The organism is Roseicyclus marinus (assembly GCF_036322625.1).
In the GTDB taxonomy this organism is placed as follows: domain Bacteria; phylum Pseudomonadota; class Alphaproteobacteria; order Rhodobacterales; family Rhodobacteraceae; genus Roseicyclus; species Roseicyclus marinus_A.
Window position 1 is genome coordinate 705129 of the sequence record NZ_AP027266.1, and the last position, 15164, is coordinate 720292.

The window sequence follows — 15164 nt, forward strand, 5'->3', positions numbered from 1 at the left end:
TCGGCGCGACGCCAGAACCGCCCGAAGGGACCCGAAAATGCACGCCTACCGCAGCCATACCTGCGCCGCCCTGACCGCCGCCGAAACCGGTCAGACTGTCCGCCTTTCGGGCTGGGTGCATCGTCGGCGCGATCACGGCGGGGTCATCTTCATCGATCTGCGCGACCATTACGGGATCACGCAGGTGCTCTGCGATCCCGACAGCCCGGTCTTTTCCAAGGTGGAAAAGCTGCGCGCCGAATATTGCATCCGCATCGACGGCGTGGTGAAGGCGCGCGATCCCTCGCTCGTGAACCCGAAACTGCCCACCGGCGAGATCGAGGTCTTCATCCGCGACATGGAGGTTCTGGGCGGGGTTGCGGGCGATCTGCCGCTGCAGGTCTTCGGCGATCAGGATTACCCCGAGGAAACGCGGCTGAAATACCGCTACCTCGACCTGCGCCGCGAGGCGATGCAGGAGAACATGAAGCTGCGCTCCGATGTCGTGGCCTCGATCCGGCGGCGGATGTGGGACCTGGGCTTCCGTGAATACCAGACGCCGATCATCACCGCCTCCAGCCCCGAGGGGGCGCGCGATTTCCTGGTGCCGAGCCGCCTTCACCCCGGCAAGTTCTATGCGCTGCCGCAGGCGCCCCAGCAGTTCAAGCAGCTCCTGATGGTGTCGGGCTTTGACCGCTATTTCCAGATCGCGCCCTGTTTCCGCGACGAGGATCCGCGCGCCGACCGTTCGCCCACCGATTTCTACCAGCTCGACATGGAGATGTCCTTTGTCGAGCAGGAAGACGTATTCGCCACCGTCGGCCCGGTGCTGCAGGGCGTGTTCGAGGAATTCGGCGGCGAGCGTCGCACCGACCCGGCGGATCAATGGCCGCGCATCTCCTATGCCGAGGCCGCGCTGAAATACGGCACGGACAAGCCCGACCTGCGCAACCCGATCGAGATGCAGGTGGTGTCCGAGCATTTCAAAGGCTCGGGTTTCGCGATTTTCGCGAAGATCCTCGAACAGGAGGGAACGCAGGTCCGCGCCATTCCCGCGCCGACGGGCGGGTCGCGCAAGTTCTGCGACCGGATGAATTCCTGGGCGCAGGGGCAGGGCCTGCCGGGGATGGGCTATATCTTCTGGCGCGATGCCGAGGATGGCAGCCTCGAGGCCGCTGGCCCCTTGGCCAAGAACATCGGGCCGGAGCGGACCGAGGCGATCCGCGCCCAGCTTGGCCTGAAAGCGGGCGATGCGGCGTTTTTCCTGGCGGGCAAGCCCGCGGAATTCGAAGCCGTCGCGGGCCGCGCGCGCACGGCCATCGGGCAGGAGCTGGGCCTGATCGACGAGGGGCGGTTCGCCTTCGCCTGGATCGTCGATTTCCCGATGTACGAGCGCGACGAGACGACCGGCAAGATCGACTTTTCCCACAACCCCTTCTCCATGCCGCAGGGCGGTCTCGACGCACTGTCGGGCGATCCGCTCAAGGTTCTGGGCTACCAGTACGATCTGGCCTGCAACGGCTACGAGGTAATCTCGGGGGCGATCCGCAACCACAAGCCCGAGATCATGTTCAAGGCGTTCGAATTGGCAGGTTACGGCGAGGAGGAAGTGCGCAAGCGCTTCGGCGGCATGGTCAATGCCTTCCAGTTCGGCGCACCGCCCCATGGCGGCTGTGCGGCGGGCATCGACCGGTTGGTGATGATCCTGGCGGGCACGTCGAACATCCGCGAGGTGATCCTGTTCCCGATGAACCAGCGCGCCGAAGACCTGATGATGAACGCACCCTCGGAGCCCACCAGCGACCAGCTGATGGAACTGGGCCTGCGGGTGATCCCGCGCGACTGACGCCTGCGGGGGCCGATGTAGCGACCGCTTCCCCCTGCCATGGATCGGCGGGGGGCGTTACATGGCCAGGGGCAATCCCGCGACCCGATGCGACAGGAACTGGTGCAGGGCCAGGCGTGCGGCGGGGTCGAGCGTGGCCGGCGGCAGGTCCTTGGCGCGGTCTTCCAGCGCGCCGTCCTGCGCGCTGCGCGCAACCCCCAGAAGAAACCGACGCAGGTAGCCCACGGGCAGGTCGTCCTGCGCCAGCAAGTCCATCGCATGGCTCAGATCCTCGCGATAGGCGATCAGGTCGGGCGTGACGCGCCCGCCCTCTGCCACGCGGGGCAGCTTGGGGCGCAACGTGTCGGGCAGATGGGCGAGGATGGCCGCCTGGAATGCCGCAAGCGTTTCGAGCGGTTTGGGCAGAAAGCCATCGGCCCCGGCGCCCATGGCCTCCGCCGCAGCCGTATCGCGATCCGCCCCTGATGTGCCGAGCACGACCGGCACGCGGGGCTGTAGCGCGCTGATATGCGCGATGAGGTCAAGGCCGGACCCGTCGGGCAGGCCAAGGTCCACTATGGCGACCGAGGGGCGGTAGACATTCAGATGCCGCCGTGCGGAGGCGATGCAATCGGCCCGCCGGATGCGCGCCCCCGACCGCAGGCACAAGAGCCGCATCGCCTCGGACGCGTAGCGGCTGTCCTCCACCACAAGGATGGTGAGGCCGAGGAACGGCCGCTCGGGCGTCGGGCGCGGTCGGCCCGCCAGATTGTGCAAGATATCGTCCATCTTTCCCCGGCCCCCTGGTGCTTGCCCCGGGCGGTGCAGACCTGCCCGAGTCGCTGTCAGCGTCCGATTAGGGCGGCGCAAGGTTGAGCTTTGGTTAACTTGCCGCCTGCGGCGCTTCATCCCTTGGCAGGGCGGGTGCGTGCGGCCATATCTCGGCCAAGCCAAGAAGGAGGATGCGCCCATGATCGGTCGCCTGAACCATGTCGCCATCGCCGTTCCCGATCTGGAGGCCGCGGCCGCGCAATACCGCGACACGCTGGGCGCGAAGGTGAACCCGCCGCAGGACGAACCCGACCACGGCGTGACGGTCGTCTTCATCGAATTGCCCAATACCAAGATCGAATTGCTCTACCCGTTGGGCGAGAATTCCCCGATCCAGGGTTTCCTGGACAAGAACCCCTCGGGCGGCATCCACCATGTCTGCTACGAGGTCGAGGATATCCTGGCCGCGCGCGACAGGCTGAAGGCGGCGGGCGCGCGGGTGCTGGGGACGGGCGAGCCCAAGATCGGCGCGCATGGCAAGCCGGTCCTGTTCCTGCATCCCAAGGATTTCACCGGAACCCTCGTCGAGCTGGAGCAGGTCTGATGGGTGTTGTCACGGGTCTCGTTCTTTACGCCATCATCTGGTTCATGACGCTGTTCGTCGTGCTGCAGGTGGGCGTGACCAGCCAGTCGGATGCGGGCGAGCGGGTGATGGGCACCCATGGCTCCGCCCCGGTGAACCCGCAGCTCAAGCGGCGTTTTCTCGTGACCTCGGGTGTCGCGGCGGTGATCTGGGCGATGATCGCGGGCGTCATCCTGAGCGGCGTCATCACGATCGAGGATATCGACCTGTTCACCCGGTTCGGGATGGGGCAGCCCGGTTGAGCGTGTGATAGAGATGGGTGAAGGTCGCGGCGCCCAGGATCGGCACCAGCAGGTTCACCACCGGGATCGTAAGCGGCACGGCCATCAGCACGCCTGCTGCAAACAGCGTTCCTGAATTGCGCCGCCGGAACGCCTGCGCGCCGGCCGCATCGGTGCGGCGCAGGGCGACGAGCTGGCCGTATTCCCGGCCCAGCAAGAAGCCGTTGACCACCCAGAACAGGATCGGCGCGATTGGCGCGAACATGAGGTAGGCCACCAGCGCCACGAGGTTCACGCCCAGCACCACCCCCAGAAACCGCGCGGCATCGCCTATCCCCTCCAAAAGGCCGATGCTGCGCGCGGGGGGCAGGCCGGGGTAATGGCGATCTTCCACCGCATCGGCCACCCGTTCGAGGAAAATCCCCATGAAGGCCGAGGCGACGGGCACCATCAGGAAGACCGACAGGACAAGGAAGATCGGCACCGCCGCCCAGCTGATCGCCGCCTCGGCCCATGTGATCTGGCCGATCCAGGGCAGGGTGAAGGCGTCGGGCAAAAGCCAGCCCACAAGCGCCACGAAGGCGATGTAAAAGCCCAGCAACAGCGCGAGCGTCAGCCCGATGCCCAGGGCCAGCACCAACAGAAAGCGGCGGTCCGAAACCTGTCCCAAGGCCTTGAGAAAGGCGGAGAGGATCATGTGTCGATCCAGTCCGTGATCGCGTCGAGATCGGGGCGGGGGCGTTCCATCGGCTCACCCTTGGGGGTGCCCAGATGGACGAAACCGGCCACGGTCGCGGGCGGCTCCAACCCGAGGCCCGCGCGCAGGAAATCGCGGTCGCGCGCCATCCAGCCGGTCAGCCAATGCCCGCCGAACCCTGCCGCCTCGGCCGCGTTCACAAGGCTGAGACAGGCAAGGCCCGCCGTCTGTTCCTGTTCCACCAGCGGGATCGGCGTATCGGGGCGCGGGGTGGATATGACGGCTACCGTCATCGGCGCGTCGAGAAAGGCCTGGGCCTGTTTGACCAGTTTTTCGGGGTCGCGGCCCTGTGCCGTGCCGATGTCTTGCGTGATGCGGGCCAGCCGGTCGACGGCGGGTTTGCGCAGCACGGCAAAGCGGAAGGGGACGAGTTTCCCGTGATCGGGCACGCGGGCGGCGGCGGTCAAGAGCCGGGTGAGCGTGGCGTCATCGGGGGTGGGCGTCGCAAGCATCCGCACCGGGACCGAGCGACGGGACAGGAGAAACTCCAGGGGGGTGCGCGTGTTCATGCCGCTCATGTCAGGTGTCTTGGGCCGGGGATCAAGGGGGAAGCGGACCGTTGATCAACCCGATGCAGGACGGGTGCGGAAAACTGCAGTTTTTCGATGTCTCGGCGCGGTCAGGTCTTTTTGGTCGCCGCCTTGGGCTTCGGTTTCGCCGCCGCCTTGGTCTTGGTGGTCTTGGCGGCCTTTGGCTTGGCAGCTTTTGCCTTTGCCTTGCCCTTGGCGGGGGCTTTCGCGGCCTTTTCGGCGATCCATTCGACCGCCTGTTCCAGTGTCACCGCCTCGGGGGCGATATCCTTGGGGATCGTGGCGTTGACCTTGTCCCATTTCACGTAAGGCCCGTAGCGTCCCGGCATGACCTGGATGGGTCCGCCATGTTCGGGATGCTCGCCCAGTTCCTTGAGCGGGGCGGCGGCCGATCCGCGCCCGCTGCGGCCCGCGGCCTTGGCCGCCAGCAATTCCACCGCGCGGTTCATGCCGATGGTCCAGACCTCTTCCACATCGGGGAGATTGGCGTAGAGCGGCTTGGCGGCTTCCTTGGCCTTGTAGCTGACATAGGGGCCGAAGCGGCCGATCGCGGCCTCGACCGGCGCGCCATCCTCGGGGTGGGGGCCGACCATGCGCGGCAGCGACAGAAGCTTGAGCGCCTTGTCGATGTCCATCGCATCGGCCTGCCAACCCTTGGGCAGGGAGGCGCGCTTGGGTTTGGGATTGTCCTCGGTCGCGTCGCCCAGCTGCACATAGGGGCCAAAGCGCCCATCGCGCAGCGTCACGGGTTCCGACGTATCGGGATCGACGCCCAGCATCTTGCCATCCGGGCCGATGGCCGTGCCGTCATCGCCCTCGGGGTTCGGGGGGCCGAAGGGGCGGGTGTAGCGGCATTCGGGATAGTTCGAGCAGCCGATGAAGGCCCCGCCCGAGCGCGCGGTCCGCATCGATAGCCGCCCCGCGCCGCAAGACGGGCAGGCGCGCGGGTCGGACCCGTCGGGGCGCGGCGGGAAGAGATGCGGCTCCAGCACCTCGTTGATCTTGTCGAGCACATCGGTGATGCGCAGTTCCGAGGTTTCCGACAGCGAGGCCGAGAAATCGCGCCAGAAAGCGGTCAGAACATCCTTGTAGGCGCGGTCGCCCGCGCTGACCTCGTCGAGCTGGTTTTCCAGATCGGCGGTGAAGTCGTATTCGACGTAGCGGCGGAAGTAATTGACGAGGAATGCCGTGACGAGCCGCCCCTTGTCCTCTGGGATGAGGCGGTTCTTGTCCTTGCGGACGTAGCCGCGCGCCACGATCGTGTCGAGGATGCTGGCATAGGTCGAGGGTCGCCCGATGCCCAGTTCCTCCATCCGCTTGACCAGTGTCGCCTCGGTGTAGCGGGGGGGGGCTTGGGTGAAATGCTGCTGGCCGAGCGTCGCGCCATCGGCGGACAAAAGGGCGGCATCGGATGTAGCGAGATCGCCGGTCCGCGTCGTCGCACCGTCGCCCGACAGCTTTTTCCATTCGCCCTTGAGCGCATCGGCGGCGGGTTTCAACGCCTCGCCACGCGCCATCTGCGGCAGGCGGCGGCTGTCCTCGTCGGTCTCGTCGTCGCGGCCTTCCTCGTAGACCTTGAGGAAACCGTCGAACAGCACGACCTGCCCGGTGGCGCGCAATTCGACCTGCGCATCGGCGCTGGCGATGGTGACGGTGGTGCGTTCGAGGCGGGCGGCCTCCATCTGGCTGGCGATGGTGCGCTTCCAGATCAGGTCGTAAAGCTTGCGCTGGTCATCCTCGGACAGGCGGATGTCGTCGGGCGATTTCGACAGGTCCGTGGGCCGGATGCATTCATGCGCTTCCTGCGCATTCTTGGCCTTGTTCTTGTACATGCGCGGATCGGCGGGGACGTAATTTGCCCCGTAACGCGCCTTGATCGTGTCGCGGGCGGCGTGGACGGCCTCGGGGGCCATGTCGATGCCGTCGGTCCGCATGTAGGTGATGTGGCCCGCCTCATAGAGACGCTGGGCCGCGTTCATCGTCTGGCGCGCGCCCATGCCGTATTTGCGGCTCGCCTCCTGCTGGAGGGTGGAGGTCATGAAGGGCGGCGCGGGGTTGCGGTTGGCGGGCTTGGCCTCGACATCGGTGACGCTGAGCGCGCGGGAGGCGACGGCCTGCACGGCAAGGCCCGCTTCGGCGGCGGTGGCCAGGTCATAGCGGTCGAGTTTCTTGCCGCGCAGATGGGTCAGGCGCGCCTCGACCTCTTGCCCGCGGGGCGTTTGCAGCATGGCGCGGACCGACCAGTATTCGCGGGCGCGGAAAGCCTCGATCTCCATCTCGCGGTCGGTGATGATGCGCAGTGCCACCGATTGCACGCGGCCCGCCGATTTCGCGCCGGGCAGCTTGCGCCATAGCACCGGCGAGAGGTTGAAGCCCACAAGGTAATCCAGCGCGCGGCGGGCGAGATAGGCCTCGACCAGTTCCATATCGACCTGACGGGGCTTTTTCATCGCCTCGGTCACGGCGGATTTTGTGATGGCGTTGAAGACCACGCGGCTGACCTCGGTGCCGGATTTGATCGCCTTTTGCTTGGTCAGGGCTTCCTGGAGGTGCCAGGAAATCGCCTCTCCCTCGCGGTCGGGGTCGGTGGCGAGGATCAGGACGGGGTCGGATTTCAGCGCCTCGGCGATGGCTTTGACATGCTTGCGACTGTCGGTTGCGATTTCCCATTCCATGGCGAATCCCGCCTCGGGGTCGACCGATCCGTCCTTGGAAGGCAGGTCGCGGACATGGCCGTAGGAGGCGAGAACGGTGTAGTCGCTGCCCAGATACTTGTTGATTGTCTTGGCCTTGGCGGGCGATTCGACGACGACGACGGGCATGCGGAACTTCCTGTTGGGCCGGGGGGCCATGTGGCGGCGGACCATGTGGGGTCTGGGCCCGGCTTGTCAATGCGGCAGGGGATGAGGGGAAAAGCCCGCATTTTCAATGCGGGAATTCCTGTCGCGGCGGAAAGGCCGTCGTCAGCTGCGGGCGACCATGCCGCCTGCGCCGCGCGTGATGCGGCCTGCCATTTCGAGAATGGCAAGCGCCTGGGCCACGGCGCGGGGCGGTTGGCCAAGGCTGCGGATCAGCTGATCCTCGGCCACGGGGGTTTCGGTGAGGATGGCGAGAATGGCGCCTTCGACGCCGCCTTGGGGGGCGGGTGTGCTGGGGTTTTGTGCGGCTTCCGGGCGGTGGGGCCGCTTGGGCGCGGCGGTGGGATTGCCAAGGATTTCAAGGACATCCTCGGCGTTGCGGATCAGGGCTGCGCCGTCGCGGATCAAGAGATTGCCGCCGCCCGCGCGGCTGTCGAGCGGGTGACCGGGCACGGCCATGACCTCGCGCCCCTGTTCCAATGCAAGGCGCGCGGTGATGAGGGAACCCGAGCGCACGGCGGCCTCCACCACGATGACGGCCTGGGCGAGGCCCGCCACGATCCGGTTGCGGCGGGGGAAGTGGCGGGCCTGCGGTTCGCAGCCGAAGGGCATTTCCGAAACGACAAGTCCGCGTTGGGCGATGTCGTGGAAAAGGCCCGTGTTTTCAGTCGGGTAGATCACATCGAGCCCGCCCGCCATCACCGCGATCGTGCCGGTGTCGAGGCTGGCGCGATGGGCGAGCGCGTCGATGCCGCGCGCAAGGCCGGAGGCGATGACAAACCCCGCCGCACCCAGATCGGCGGCGAGGCTGCGGGCCATCCGACTGCCGAGCGCGGAGGCGTTGCGGGTGCCGACGAGGGCCAGAACAGGCTTTGAAAACAGGGTGTTATGGCCCTTGACCCAGAGAAGGGGCGGGGCGTCGGGGATGCCTGCGAGGGATGCGGGATAATCGGGATCGCCAAGGCAAAGGAGCGCGGCGCCCATGCGTTTGGCGGCTTTCAGTTCGGCCAGCGCCACCGGTTCGGGGCAGGGCTGGTAGCTGTCGACCCCGGCAGCGCGGGCGATTTGTGGCAATATCTCAAGCGCTTGGCTGGCTGACCCGTGTTCGGCCATGAGGCGCAGATAGGTGGCGGGACCGACGCGCCGGGAGCGGATGAGGCGCAGGCGGGCGAGCCGTTCAGCAGGATCGCGGACGGGGGGCGGGATGTAGGAGGTGGACGCTTCGAAAAAGGCGTCATCCCCGAAATCCCGCCAAGTGTCGGGCCGGGCGATGGGGGCGGCGGGCGAGGATTCGGAGAGGCTCCACATGCGCCGAGACTGGCGGCAATCGGTTAACGGATGCTTACCAAAACTGAACGGAATGGCGGCATCCGTTGCCGAAAGGTTAAATTTCGGCGGCACATCTTGATGGATCGTTAAGGCCGCGCGCGGCTTGCAAGGTTTCGTCAGGAAACCCTGCGTGAGGGGGGTGTCGGGCGGCCCGATGCCGCCCATCCCCGCCCGTCAGGCGGCAGAGCCGCCTACGGTGAGACCGCCGATCAGGAGCGTCGGCTGGCCCACGCCCACGGGCACCCATTGACCGGCCTTGCCGCAATTTCCCATGCCGGGGTCGAGCGCCATGTCGTTGCCGATGGCGCGGATCTGCTGGAGCGCGGTCGCGCCGTCGCCGATCAGGGTCGCGCCCTTGACCGGTGCGCCGACGACCCCGTTTTTCACGCGATAGGCCTCGGTGCAGGAGAACACGAATTTGCCGTTGGTGATGTCGACCTGACCGCCGCCGAAGCCCACGGCATAGATCCCGTACTTGAGGTCGGACAGGATGCCCGCCGGATCGGCATCGCCGCCGAGCATGTAGGTGTTGGTCATCCGCGCCATGGGGGCATGGGCGTAGCTTTCGCGCCGACCGTTGCCGGTGGGGGCGACACCCATCAGGCGGGCGGATTGGCGGTCCTGCATGTAGCCCACCAGAATGCCGTCCTCGATCAGGACGTTTTTCGCGCTGGGCGTGCCTTCGTCATCGACGGTGATGGAGCCGCGCCGGTCGGGGATGGTGCCGTCATCCAGAACGGTGACGCCGGGGGCGGCGACGCGCTGGCCCATCAATCCGGCGAAGGCCGATTGTTTCTTGCGGTTGAAATCGCCCTCGAGCCCGTGGCCCACGGCCTCGTGCAGCAAGATGCCGGGCCAGCCGGGGCCGAGGACCACGTCCATCACGCCCGCAGGCGCGGCTTCGGCGGAGAGGTTCACGACGGCGATGCGCAAAGCCTCTTGCGCCAGTGCCTGCCAATGGTCGGCGGTCAGGAGACCGGTCAGGCCGATGCGGCCGCCGCCGCCCGCGCTGCCCGATTCGCGGCGACCATTCTCTTCGACGATCACCGAGACGTTGAGGCGGACCATCGGGCGGATGTCGCGGGTGCGGGTGCCTTCGGGGCGGAGGATCTCGACCTCCTGATGGCTGGCGGCCATGGAGGCGGACACCTGCACCACGCGGGGATCGAGCGCGCGGGCATAGGCGTCGATCTGGGCGAGCGTGTCGAGCTTGACGGAGAATTCCGCGCCGCTCATCGGATCGGCATCGGTATAGAGGCGGGCATTGGTGCCCTTGGGCGCATCGGCCAAAGTGCCGCCGCCTGCGCCCACGGCAAGGCGCGCGGTTTCGGAGGCGCGTTTGAGCGCGCTTTCGGAAATTTCGGTGGAATGGGCGTAGCCTGCGACCTCGCCCTTGACGGCGCGCAGGCCGAATCCTTCGGCGGCGTCATAGCTTGCGGTCTTGACCCTGCCATCGTCGAACACCAGCACCTCGGAGCGGCGGCGTTCGAGAAACAGCTCGCCATCCTCGGCCCCGTCGGTTGCAGCCCTGAGGATCGCAAGCGCCGCGCCCTCGTCGAGATGGGTGTCGAAGGGGCGGAAGGGGGTTTGCTCGGACATCGGGCCTCCGGTTTGCGGGGTGATTTGCTGAAGATGCAAAAATGATCCAGATCAATCGGGCAGGGGGTGAGACATTTAGACCAAATGCCTTGCCCGGCCCTCAGCTATATGGTCTTGGCCAGACAGAACGCAACGGTATGCCTGCCGCGCGCCAGCGCGCTGGTCGGCTTGCCGCGAACGACAGGACAGACCGAAATGATGCTTCGCAAGACGCTGTACGGCCTTTGGGCCGGGATTGGTGCAACCTTGGCCGCGGGCGCTGTCGCAGCGCAGACCGCGGGCCTGCGCGACGGGCTCGAGATCATCGGGGCACCGGTGCCGGGGGCCACGGGCTTTCAGCCCGGTGTGACGGAACTGGCGCGCGATATCCGGGCGCTGGACGCCCTGCTCATCGTGATCATGACGGCCATCGTGCTGTTCGTGACCGCGCTGCTTTTGTGGTCGGTGTTCCGCCACAACGAGCGCGCCAACCCCACGCCCGCGACATTCACCCACAACACCAAGATCGAGGTGACCTGGACGGTCGTGCCGCTGATCATCCTGGTCGTGATCGGGGCCTTTTCGCTGCCGGTGCTGTTCAAGCAGCAGACCATCCCCGAGGCGGATGTCGTGGTGAAGGCCACCGGCTACCAGTGGTACTGGGGCTATGAATATCCCGAGCATGGCATCGCCTATGACAGCTTCATGCTGACCGAGGAAGAACTGGCCGATTTCGGCTATTCGCCCGACGAGCACCTGCTGGCGACCGATACCGCGATGGTGGTGCCGACCGGCGCGACCGTGGTGGTGCAGGTGACGGCGGCCGACGTGATCCATTCCTGGACCGTTCCGGCGTTCGGCGTGAAGCAGGACGGCGTTCCGGGCCGTCTGGCCGAATTGTGGTTCGAGGTCGAGGAAGGCCAGGAAGGCGTCTATTTCGGCCAGTGTTCGGAATTGTGCGGTGTGAACCACGCCTTCATGCCGATCACCGTCTTTGCCGTGACACAGGAAGAATACGACGCCTGGATCAACGGCGAGGCGCAGGAATTCGCGTCGATCGGCGACATGCGCGCGCCGGGCGTGATCGAGCTGGCCTCGGCCGAGTGATCGGAACGGGCGGGGCGGCGGCCCGGCCCGAGCAATGAAAGCAAGGCCGGGCAGACGCCCGGCCTACGGTCAAGATGAAGCGACAAGACGCATGAGCGACCTGACGACCAACACGACCATCCAGACCGCCGAGGGCGAGGCCCGGTTCGGCGATTACGTCGCGCTTTTGAAGCCGCGGGTGATGTCGCTGGTCGTCTTCACGGCGCTGGTGGGGCTGTTGGTGGCCCCCGTGCCGGTCGATCCGATGATCGGCTTCACCGCGATCTTGTTCATCGCGCTGGGCGGCGGGGCCTCGGGCGCGCTGAACATGTGGTATGATGCCGATATCGACGCGGTGATGCGCCGGACCGCCAAGCGCCCGGTGCCCGCGGGCAAGGTCACGGCGGGCGAGGCGCTGTCGCTGGGGATGTGGCTGTCGGCGATTTCGGTGGCGATGCTGGGGCTGGCGACCAATTGGCTGGCGGCGGGCATCCTGGCCTTCACCATCTTTTTCTACGCGGTGATCTACACGATGTGGCTCAAGCGCGCGACGCCGCAGAACATCGTGATCGGGGGGGCGGCCGGTGCCTTCCCGCCGATGATCGGCTGGGCGGCGGCGACGGGGTCGGTGAGCCTCGAGGCGGTGCTGATGTTCGCGCTGATCTTCATGTGGACGCCGCCGCATTTCTGGGCGCTCGCGCTGTTCATGAAGTCGGATTACCACGAGGCCAAGGTGCCGATGCTGACGGTCACCCATGGCCGCGCCGAGACGCGGCGGCAGATCTGGATCTACACGGTTCTGCTGGTGCCCGTGGCGCTGGGCCTGGGGCTGACGAGCGTGGCGGGCCCGGTTTACCTGGCGGCGGCGGTGGTTCTGAACGCGATCTTCCTCAAGGGCGCGTGGGAGATCTGGCGCCGGGCCGAGGAGGCCGCGCAGGCCGATGGTTATGTCGTGGAAAAGCGGTTCTTCCGCTTCTCGCTCTATTATCTGTTCCTGCATTTCGGTGCGCTGCTGGCGGATGCCGGGTTGCGCGCCTGGGGGGTTTTCTGATGCCGATCACGCAGACCCATGACCTGCACAAGCGCCGCATGGGGCGCAACATCGGGGTGGCGCTGAGCCTTGTGGGGTTCGCGGCCATCGTATTCGGCCTGACCATCGCCAAGATCCGCGAGGGCGCGTCGATGGAGGCCTTTGACCACACGCCGCGTGTGTCGATCACGCCGCCGGTGGAGCCTGGCCGATGAGCGAGACCACCGCCAAGCTGTCGAACGGCCAGATCGTCGCCCGCTGCCTGGGCGTGATCGTTCTGATGGGGGGGCTCGCCTGGGCCTCGGTGCCGTTCTACGACTGGTTCTGCCGGGTCACGGGCTTTGGCGGGACGACGCAAGTGGCGGAAGCGGGCAGCGAGACGGTGCTCGACCAGACGATCCGGGTGCGCTTCGACGCGAGCCGCGCGCGCGACATGCCCTGGGAATTCCGGGCGATGCAGCCGCATATGGACATCCGGATCGGGGAGACGGGGCTGGCGTTCTACGAGGCCTACAACCCGACCGACGAGCCCATCGCGGGCACGGCGAGCTTCAATGTCGCGCCCTTCGAGACGGGCGGATATTTCGTCAAGATCCATTGCTTCTGCTTCGAGTTGCAGGTGTTGCAGCCGGGCGAGCGGGTGGAGATGCCGGTGACATTCTTTGTCGATCCCGCCATTCTTGACGACCCGGAGGCCCGCGGCACGCCCGCGATCACCCTGTCCTACACGTTCCACGTGACGGACATCCCAGAGGATTATGCCGCGCTGGCCACCCCGGCCCCCGTGGCCAACTAGAGAAAACCGGACCGAGGACGACACCCATGGCCCATGCCAAGAACCACGATTACCATATCATCAACCCGTCGATCTGGCCGCTGATGGCGGCCGGTGCGGCCTTTGTCATGCTCTTCGGGGCGGTGAACTGGATGCATGGCGGCCTGCCCTGGATGTTCGCCATGGGCTTTGTCGCCACGCTTTACGTCATGTTCGGCTGGTGGGCCGACGTGGTGTCGGAAAGCAATGCGGGCGATCACACGCCGGTGGTGCGGATCGGCCTGCGCTACGGCTTCATCATGTTCATCATGTCCGAGGTGATGTTCTTCGTCGCGTGGTTCTGGGCCTTCTTCAAGCATGCGCTCTACCCGATGAACGAATACGTGGCCTCCGCCTATGTGCCGCCGGAAATCTACGCGGTGGACCCGTTCCACCTGCCGCTGATCAACACGCTGATCCTGCTGTTGTCGGGCTGCGCCGTCACCTGGTCGCACCATGCGCTGGTCCATGGCGGCCCGCGCAAGGACGTGGCCAACGGTCTGATCATCGGCGTGGTGCTGGGCCTGATCTTTACCGGGTTGCAGGCGTTCGAATATTACGAGCTGATCGCGCATTACGGCTGGAGCTTTGGCGGCGACAAGTTCTTTGCCACCTTCTTTCTCGCCACCGGGTTCCATGGCGCGCATGTGATCATCGGGACGATCTTTCTGTTCGTCTGCTGGCTGCGGGTGCTGAAGGGCCATTTCACCGCCGAGAAGCATATCGGGTTCGAGGCGGCGGCCTGGTACTGGCATTTCGTCGATGTGGTCTGGCTGTTCCTGTTCCTGGCCGTCTACATCTGGGGCCAGGCGGTCGTGATCGGTTGAGGCGGGGCCGGGGGTGATGCCCCCGGCTTTGTCCGTCGTTTCTGACCAAAGGGGGCTCTGCCAAGATTCTTTAGTTTGGGGGGCTCTGCCCCGCCTCTTTTAGTAAGGGGGCTCTGCCCCCCGGCCTTCGGCCTCCCCCCGGAGTTTTCGGGCCAAGATGAAGGGTGGGGGCGTTAACCTTGATGAAACGTGAAGGCCTGCCAGATGCGGCGGGCCTTTTGCTTGGAGGATGCCATGGGGCGGATGATCAGCGTTGCGGTCTTTGGGGCTGTGGGGATTGCCATCCTCGTGTCGCTGGGCGTGTGGCAGCTGCAGCGGCTGGGCTGGAAGGAAGGCATCCTGGCCGAGATCGAGGCGCGGATCGCGGATGCGCCCGTGGCCCTGCCCGAGGTGCCGGATGCGGAGGCCGATCGCTACCTGCCGGTCGCGGTTTCGGGGCGGATCGGGGCGGAGGCCTTGCGCGTTCTGGTGAGCCAGCGCGGGATCGGGGCAGGCTATCGGCTGATTTCGGTTCTGGAGACCGAGGGCGGGCGGCGCGTTCTCTTGGACCGGGGGGTGCTGCCGGTGGCCGATGACCTGCCCGCGCCGCCCGAGGGAATGGTTGCGGTTCTGGGCAATCTGCATTGGCCCGAGGAGCGCGACGGGTTCACGCCGGACAACGATGTCGCGGGCAATATCTGGTTCGCGCGGGATGTGGGTGTGATGGCCGCGCATCTGGGCACGGAGCCCGTGCTGGTGATCGCGCGCGCGCTCGATCCTGCGGAGGCCGGGGTGACGCCCCTGCCGGTGACGAGCGAGGGCATTCCCAATGATCACCTGAATTACGCGGTGACATGGTTTTTGCTGGCGCTGGTCTGGTTGGGGATGACAGTGTTTCTGCTCTGGCGTATCAGGCAGCGACCAGATTAGGGGACAG

The 15164-nt window shown here is 66.3% G+C and carries 15 protein-coding genes; 9 read left to right on the top strand and 6 right to left on the bottom strand.

What is annotated here, in order from left to right; translation table 11 throughout:
* Positions 1 to 37 precede the first annotated feature (37 nt).
* A complete protein-coding gene (aspS, locus tag AABA51_RS03450) occupies positions 38 to 1825 on the top strand; it encodes an aspartate--tRNA ligase (protein WP_338274432.1) in 1788 nt (595 codons plus the stop codon).
* A gap of 57 nt (positions 1826 to 1882) precedes the next feature.
* Here aspS and AABA51_RS03455 read toward each other — a convergent pair whose 3' ends face one another.
* A complete protein-coding gene (locus tag AABA51_RS03455) occupies positions 1883 to 2593 on the bottom strand; it encodes a response regulator (RefSeq protein WP_338274434.1) in 711 nt (236 codons plus the stop codon).
* Positions 2594 to 2774: 181 nt separating this feature from the next.
* Between AABA51_RS03455 and mce the strand changes: the two genes are divergently transcribed.
* Both mce and AABA51_RS03465 read left to right on the top strand, forming a co-directional pair.
* A complete protein-coding gene (gene mce, locus AABA51_RS03460; protein WP_338274436.1) occupies positions 2775 to 3179 on the top strand; it encodes a methylmalonyl-CoA epimerase in 405 nt (134 codons plus the stop codon).
* The gene (locus AABA51_RS03465) at positions 3179 to 3460 is read left to right on the top strand and encodes a DUF1467 family protein (RefSeq protein WP_338274438.1); all 282 of its coding nucleotides are present in this window, start codon (positions 3179 to 3181) and stop codon (positions 3458 to 3460) included. Before mce ends, AABA51_RS03465 begins: the two co-directional genes overlap by 1 nt.
* Here the strand turns inward: AABA51_RS03465 and AABA51_RS03470 are convergent.
* The 5 genes from AABA51_RS03470 to tldD form a co-directional block, all read right to left on the bottom strand.
* Positions 3429 to 4136: an EI24 domain-containing protein gene (locus tag AABA51_RS03470; protein ID WP_338274440.1), complete on the bottom strand. Its 708-nt coding sequence runs from the start codon at positions 4134 to 4136 to the stop codon at positions 3429 to 3431. The genes AABA51_RS03465 and AABA51_RS03470 overlap by 32 nt on opposite strands.
* Entirely contained in the window at positions 4133 to 4705 is a 573-nt protein-coding gene (locus AABA51_RS03475; protein ID WP_338274442.1) for a nitroreductase family protein, read from the bottom strand. Before AABA51_RS03475 ends, AABA51_RS03470 begins: the two co-directional genes overlap by 4 nt.
* Before the next feature lie 110 nt (positions 4706 to 4815).
* Positions 4816 to 7548 (bottom strand): type I DNA topoisomerase, encoded by a 2733-nt coding sequence (gene topA, locus AABA51_RS03480; RefSeq protein ID WP_338274444.1) that lies wholly within the window; start codon positions 7546 to 7548, stop codon positions 4816 to 4818.
* A 141-nt stretch (positions 7549 to 7689) separates the two neighbouring features.
* Positions 7690 to 8892, bottom strand: a complete 1203-nt coding sequence (gene dprA, locus AABA51_RS03485; RefSeq protein ID WP_338274445.1) for a DNA-processing protein DprA — start codon at positions 8890 to 8892, stop codon at positions 7690 to 7692.
* 195 nt (positions 8893 to 9087) lie between these two features.
* The gene (gene tldD, locus AABA51_RS03490) at positions 9088 to 10512 is read right to left on the bottom strand and encodes a metalloprotease TldD (protein WP_338274448.1); all 1425 of its coding nucleotides are present in this window, start codon (positions 10510 to 10512) and stop codon (positions 9088 to 9090) included.
* 195 nt (positions 10513 to 10707) lie between these two features.
* Between tldD and coxB the strand changes: the two genes are divergently transcribed.
* The 6 genes from coxB to AABA51_RS03520 all read left to right on the top strand — a co-directional run bounded on the left by coxB (position 10708) and on the right by AABA51_RS03520 (position 15157).
* Positions 10708 to 11598, top strand: a complete 891-nt coding sequence (coxB, locus tag AABA51_RS03495) for a cytochrome c oxidase subunit II (RefSeq protein ID WP_338274449.1) — start codon at positions 10708 to 10710, stop codon at positions 11596 to 11598.
* Between the two features lie 91 nt (positions 11599 to 11689).
* Positions 11690 to 12628: a heme o synthase gene (gene cyoE / locus AABA51_RS03500; RefSeq protein ID WP_338274451.1), complete on the top strand. Its 939-nt coding sequence runs from the start codon at positions 11690 to 11692 to the stop codon at positions 12626 to 12628.
* Positions 12628 to 12822 carry a hypothetical protein gene (locus AABA51_RS03505; protein ID WP_338274453.1) on the top strand — a complete coding sequence of 65 codons (195 nt, stop codon included), beginning with the start codon at positions 12628 to 12630 and terminating at the stop codon, positions 12820 to 12822. Before cyoE ends, AABA51_RS03505 begins: the two co-directional genes overlap by 1 nt.
* A complete protein-coding gene (locus tag AABA51_RS03510; protein WP_338274455.1) occupies positions 12819 to 13403 on the top strand; it encodes a cytochrome c oxidase assembly protein in 585 nt (194 codons plus the stop codon). The genes AABA51_RS03505 and AABA51_RS03510 overlap by 4 nt, the downstream gene beginning before the upstream one ends.
* A 26-nt stretch (positions 13404 to 13429) precedes the next feature.
* On the top strand, positions 13430 to 14248 hold the full coding sequence (locus tag AABA51_RS03515; protein ID WP_338274457.1) for a cytochrome c oxidase subunit 3: 819 nt from the start codon (positions 13430 to 13432) through the stop codon (positions 14246 to 14248).
* A gap of 234 nt (positions 14249 to 14482) precedes the next feature.
* Positions 14483 to 15157 (top strand): SURF1 family protein, encoded by a 675-nt coding sequence (locus tag AABA51_RS03520; RefSeq protein ID WP_338274459.1) that lies wholly within the window; start codon positions 14483 to 14485, stop codon positions 15155 to 15157.
* Positions 15158 to 15164: the final 7 nt, after the last annotated feature.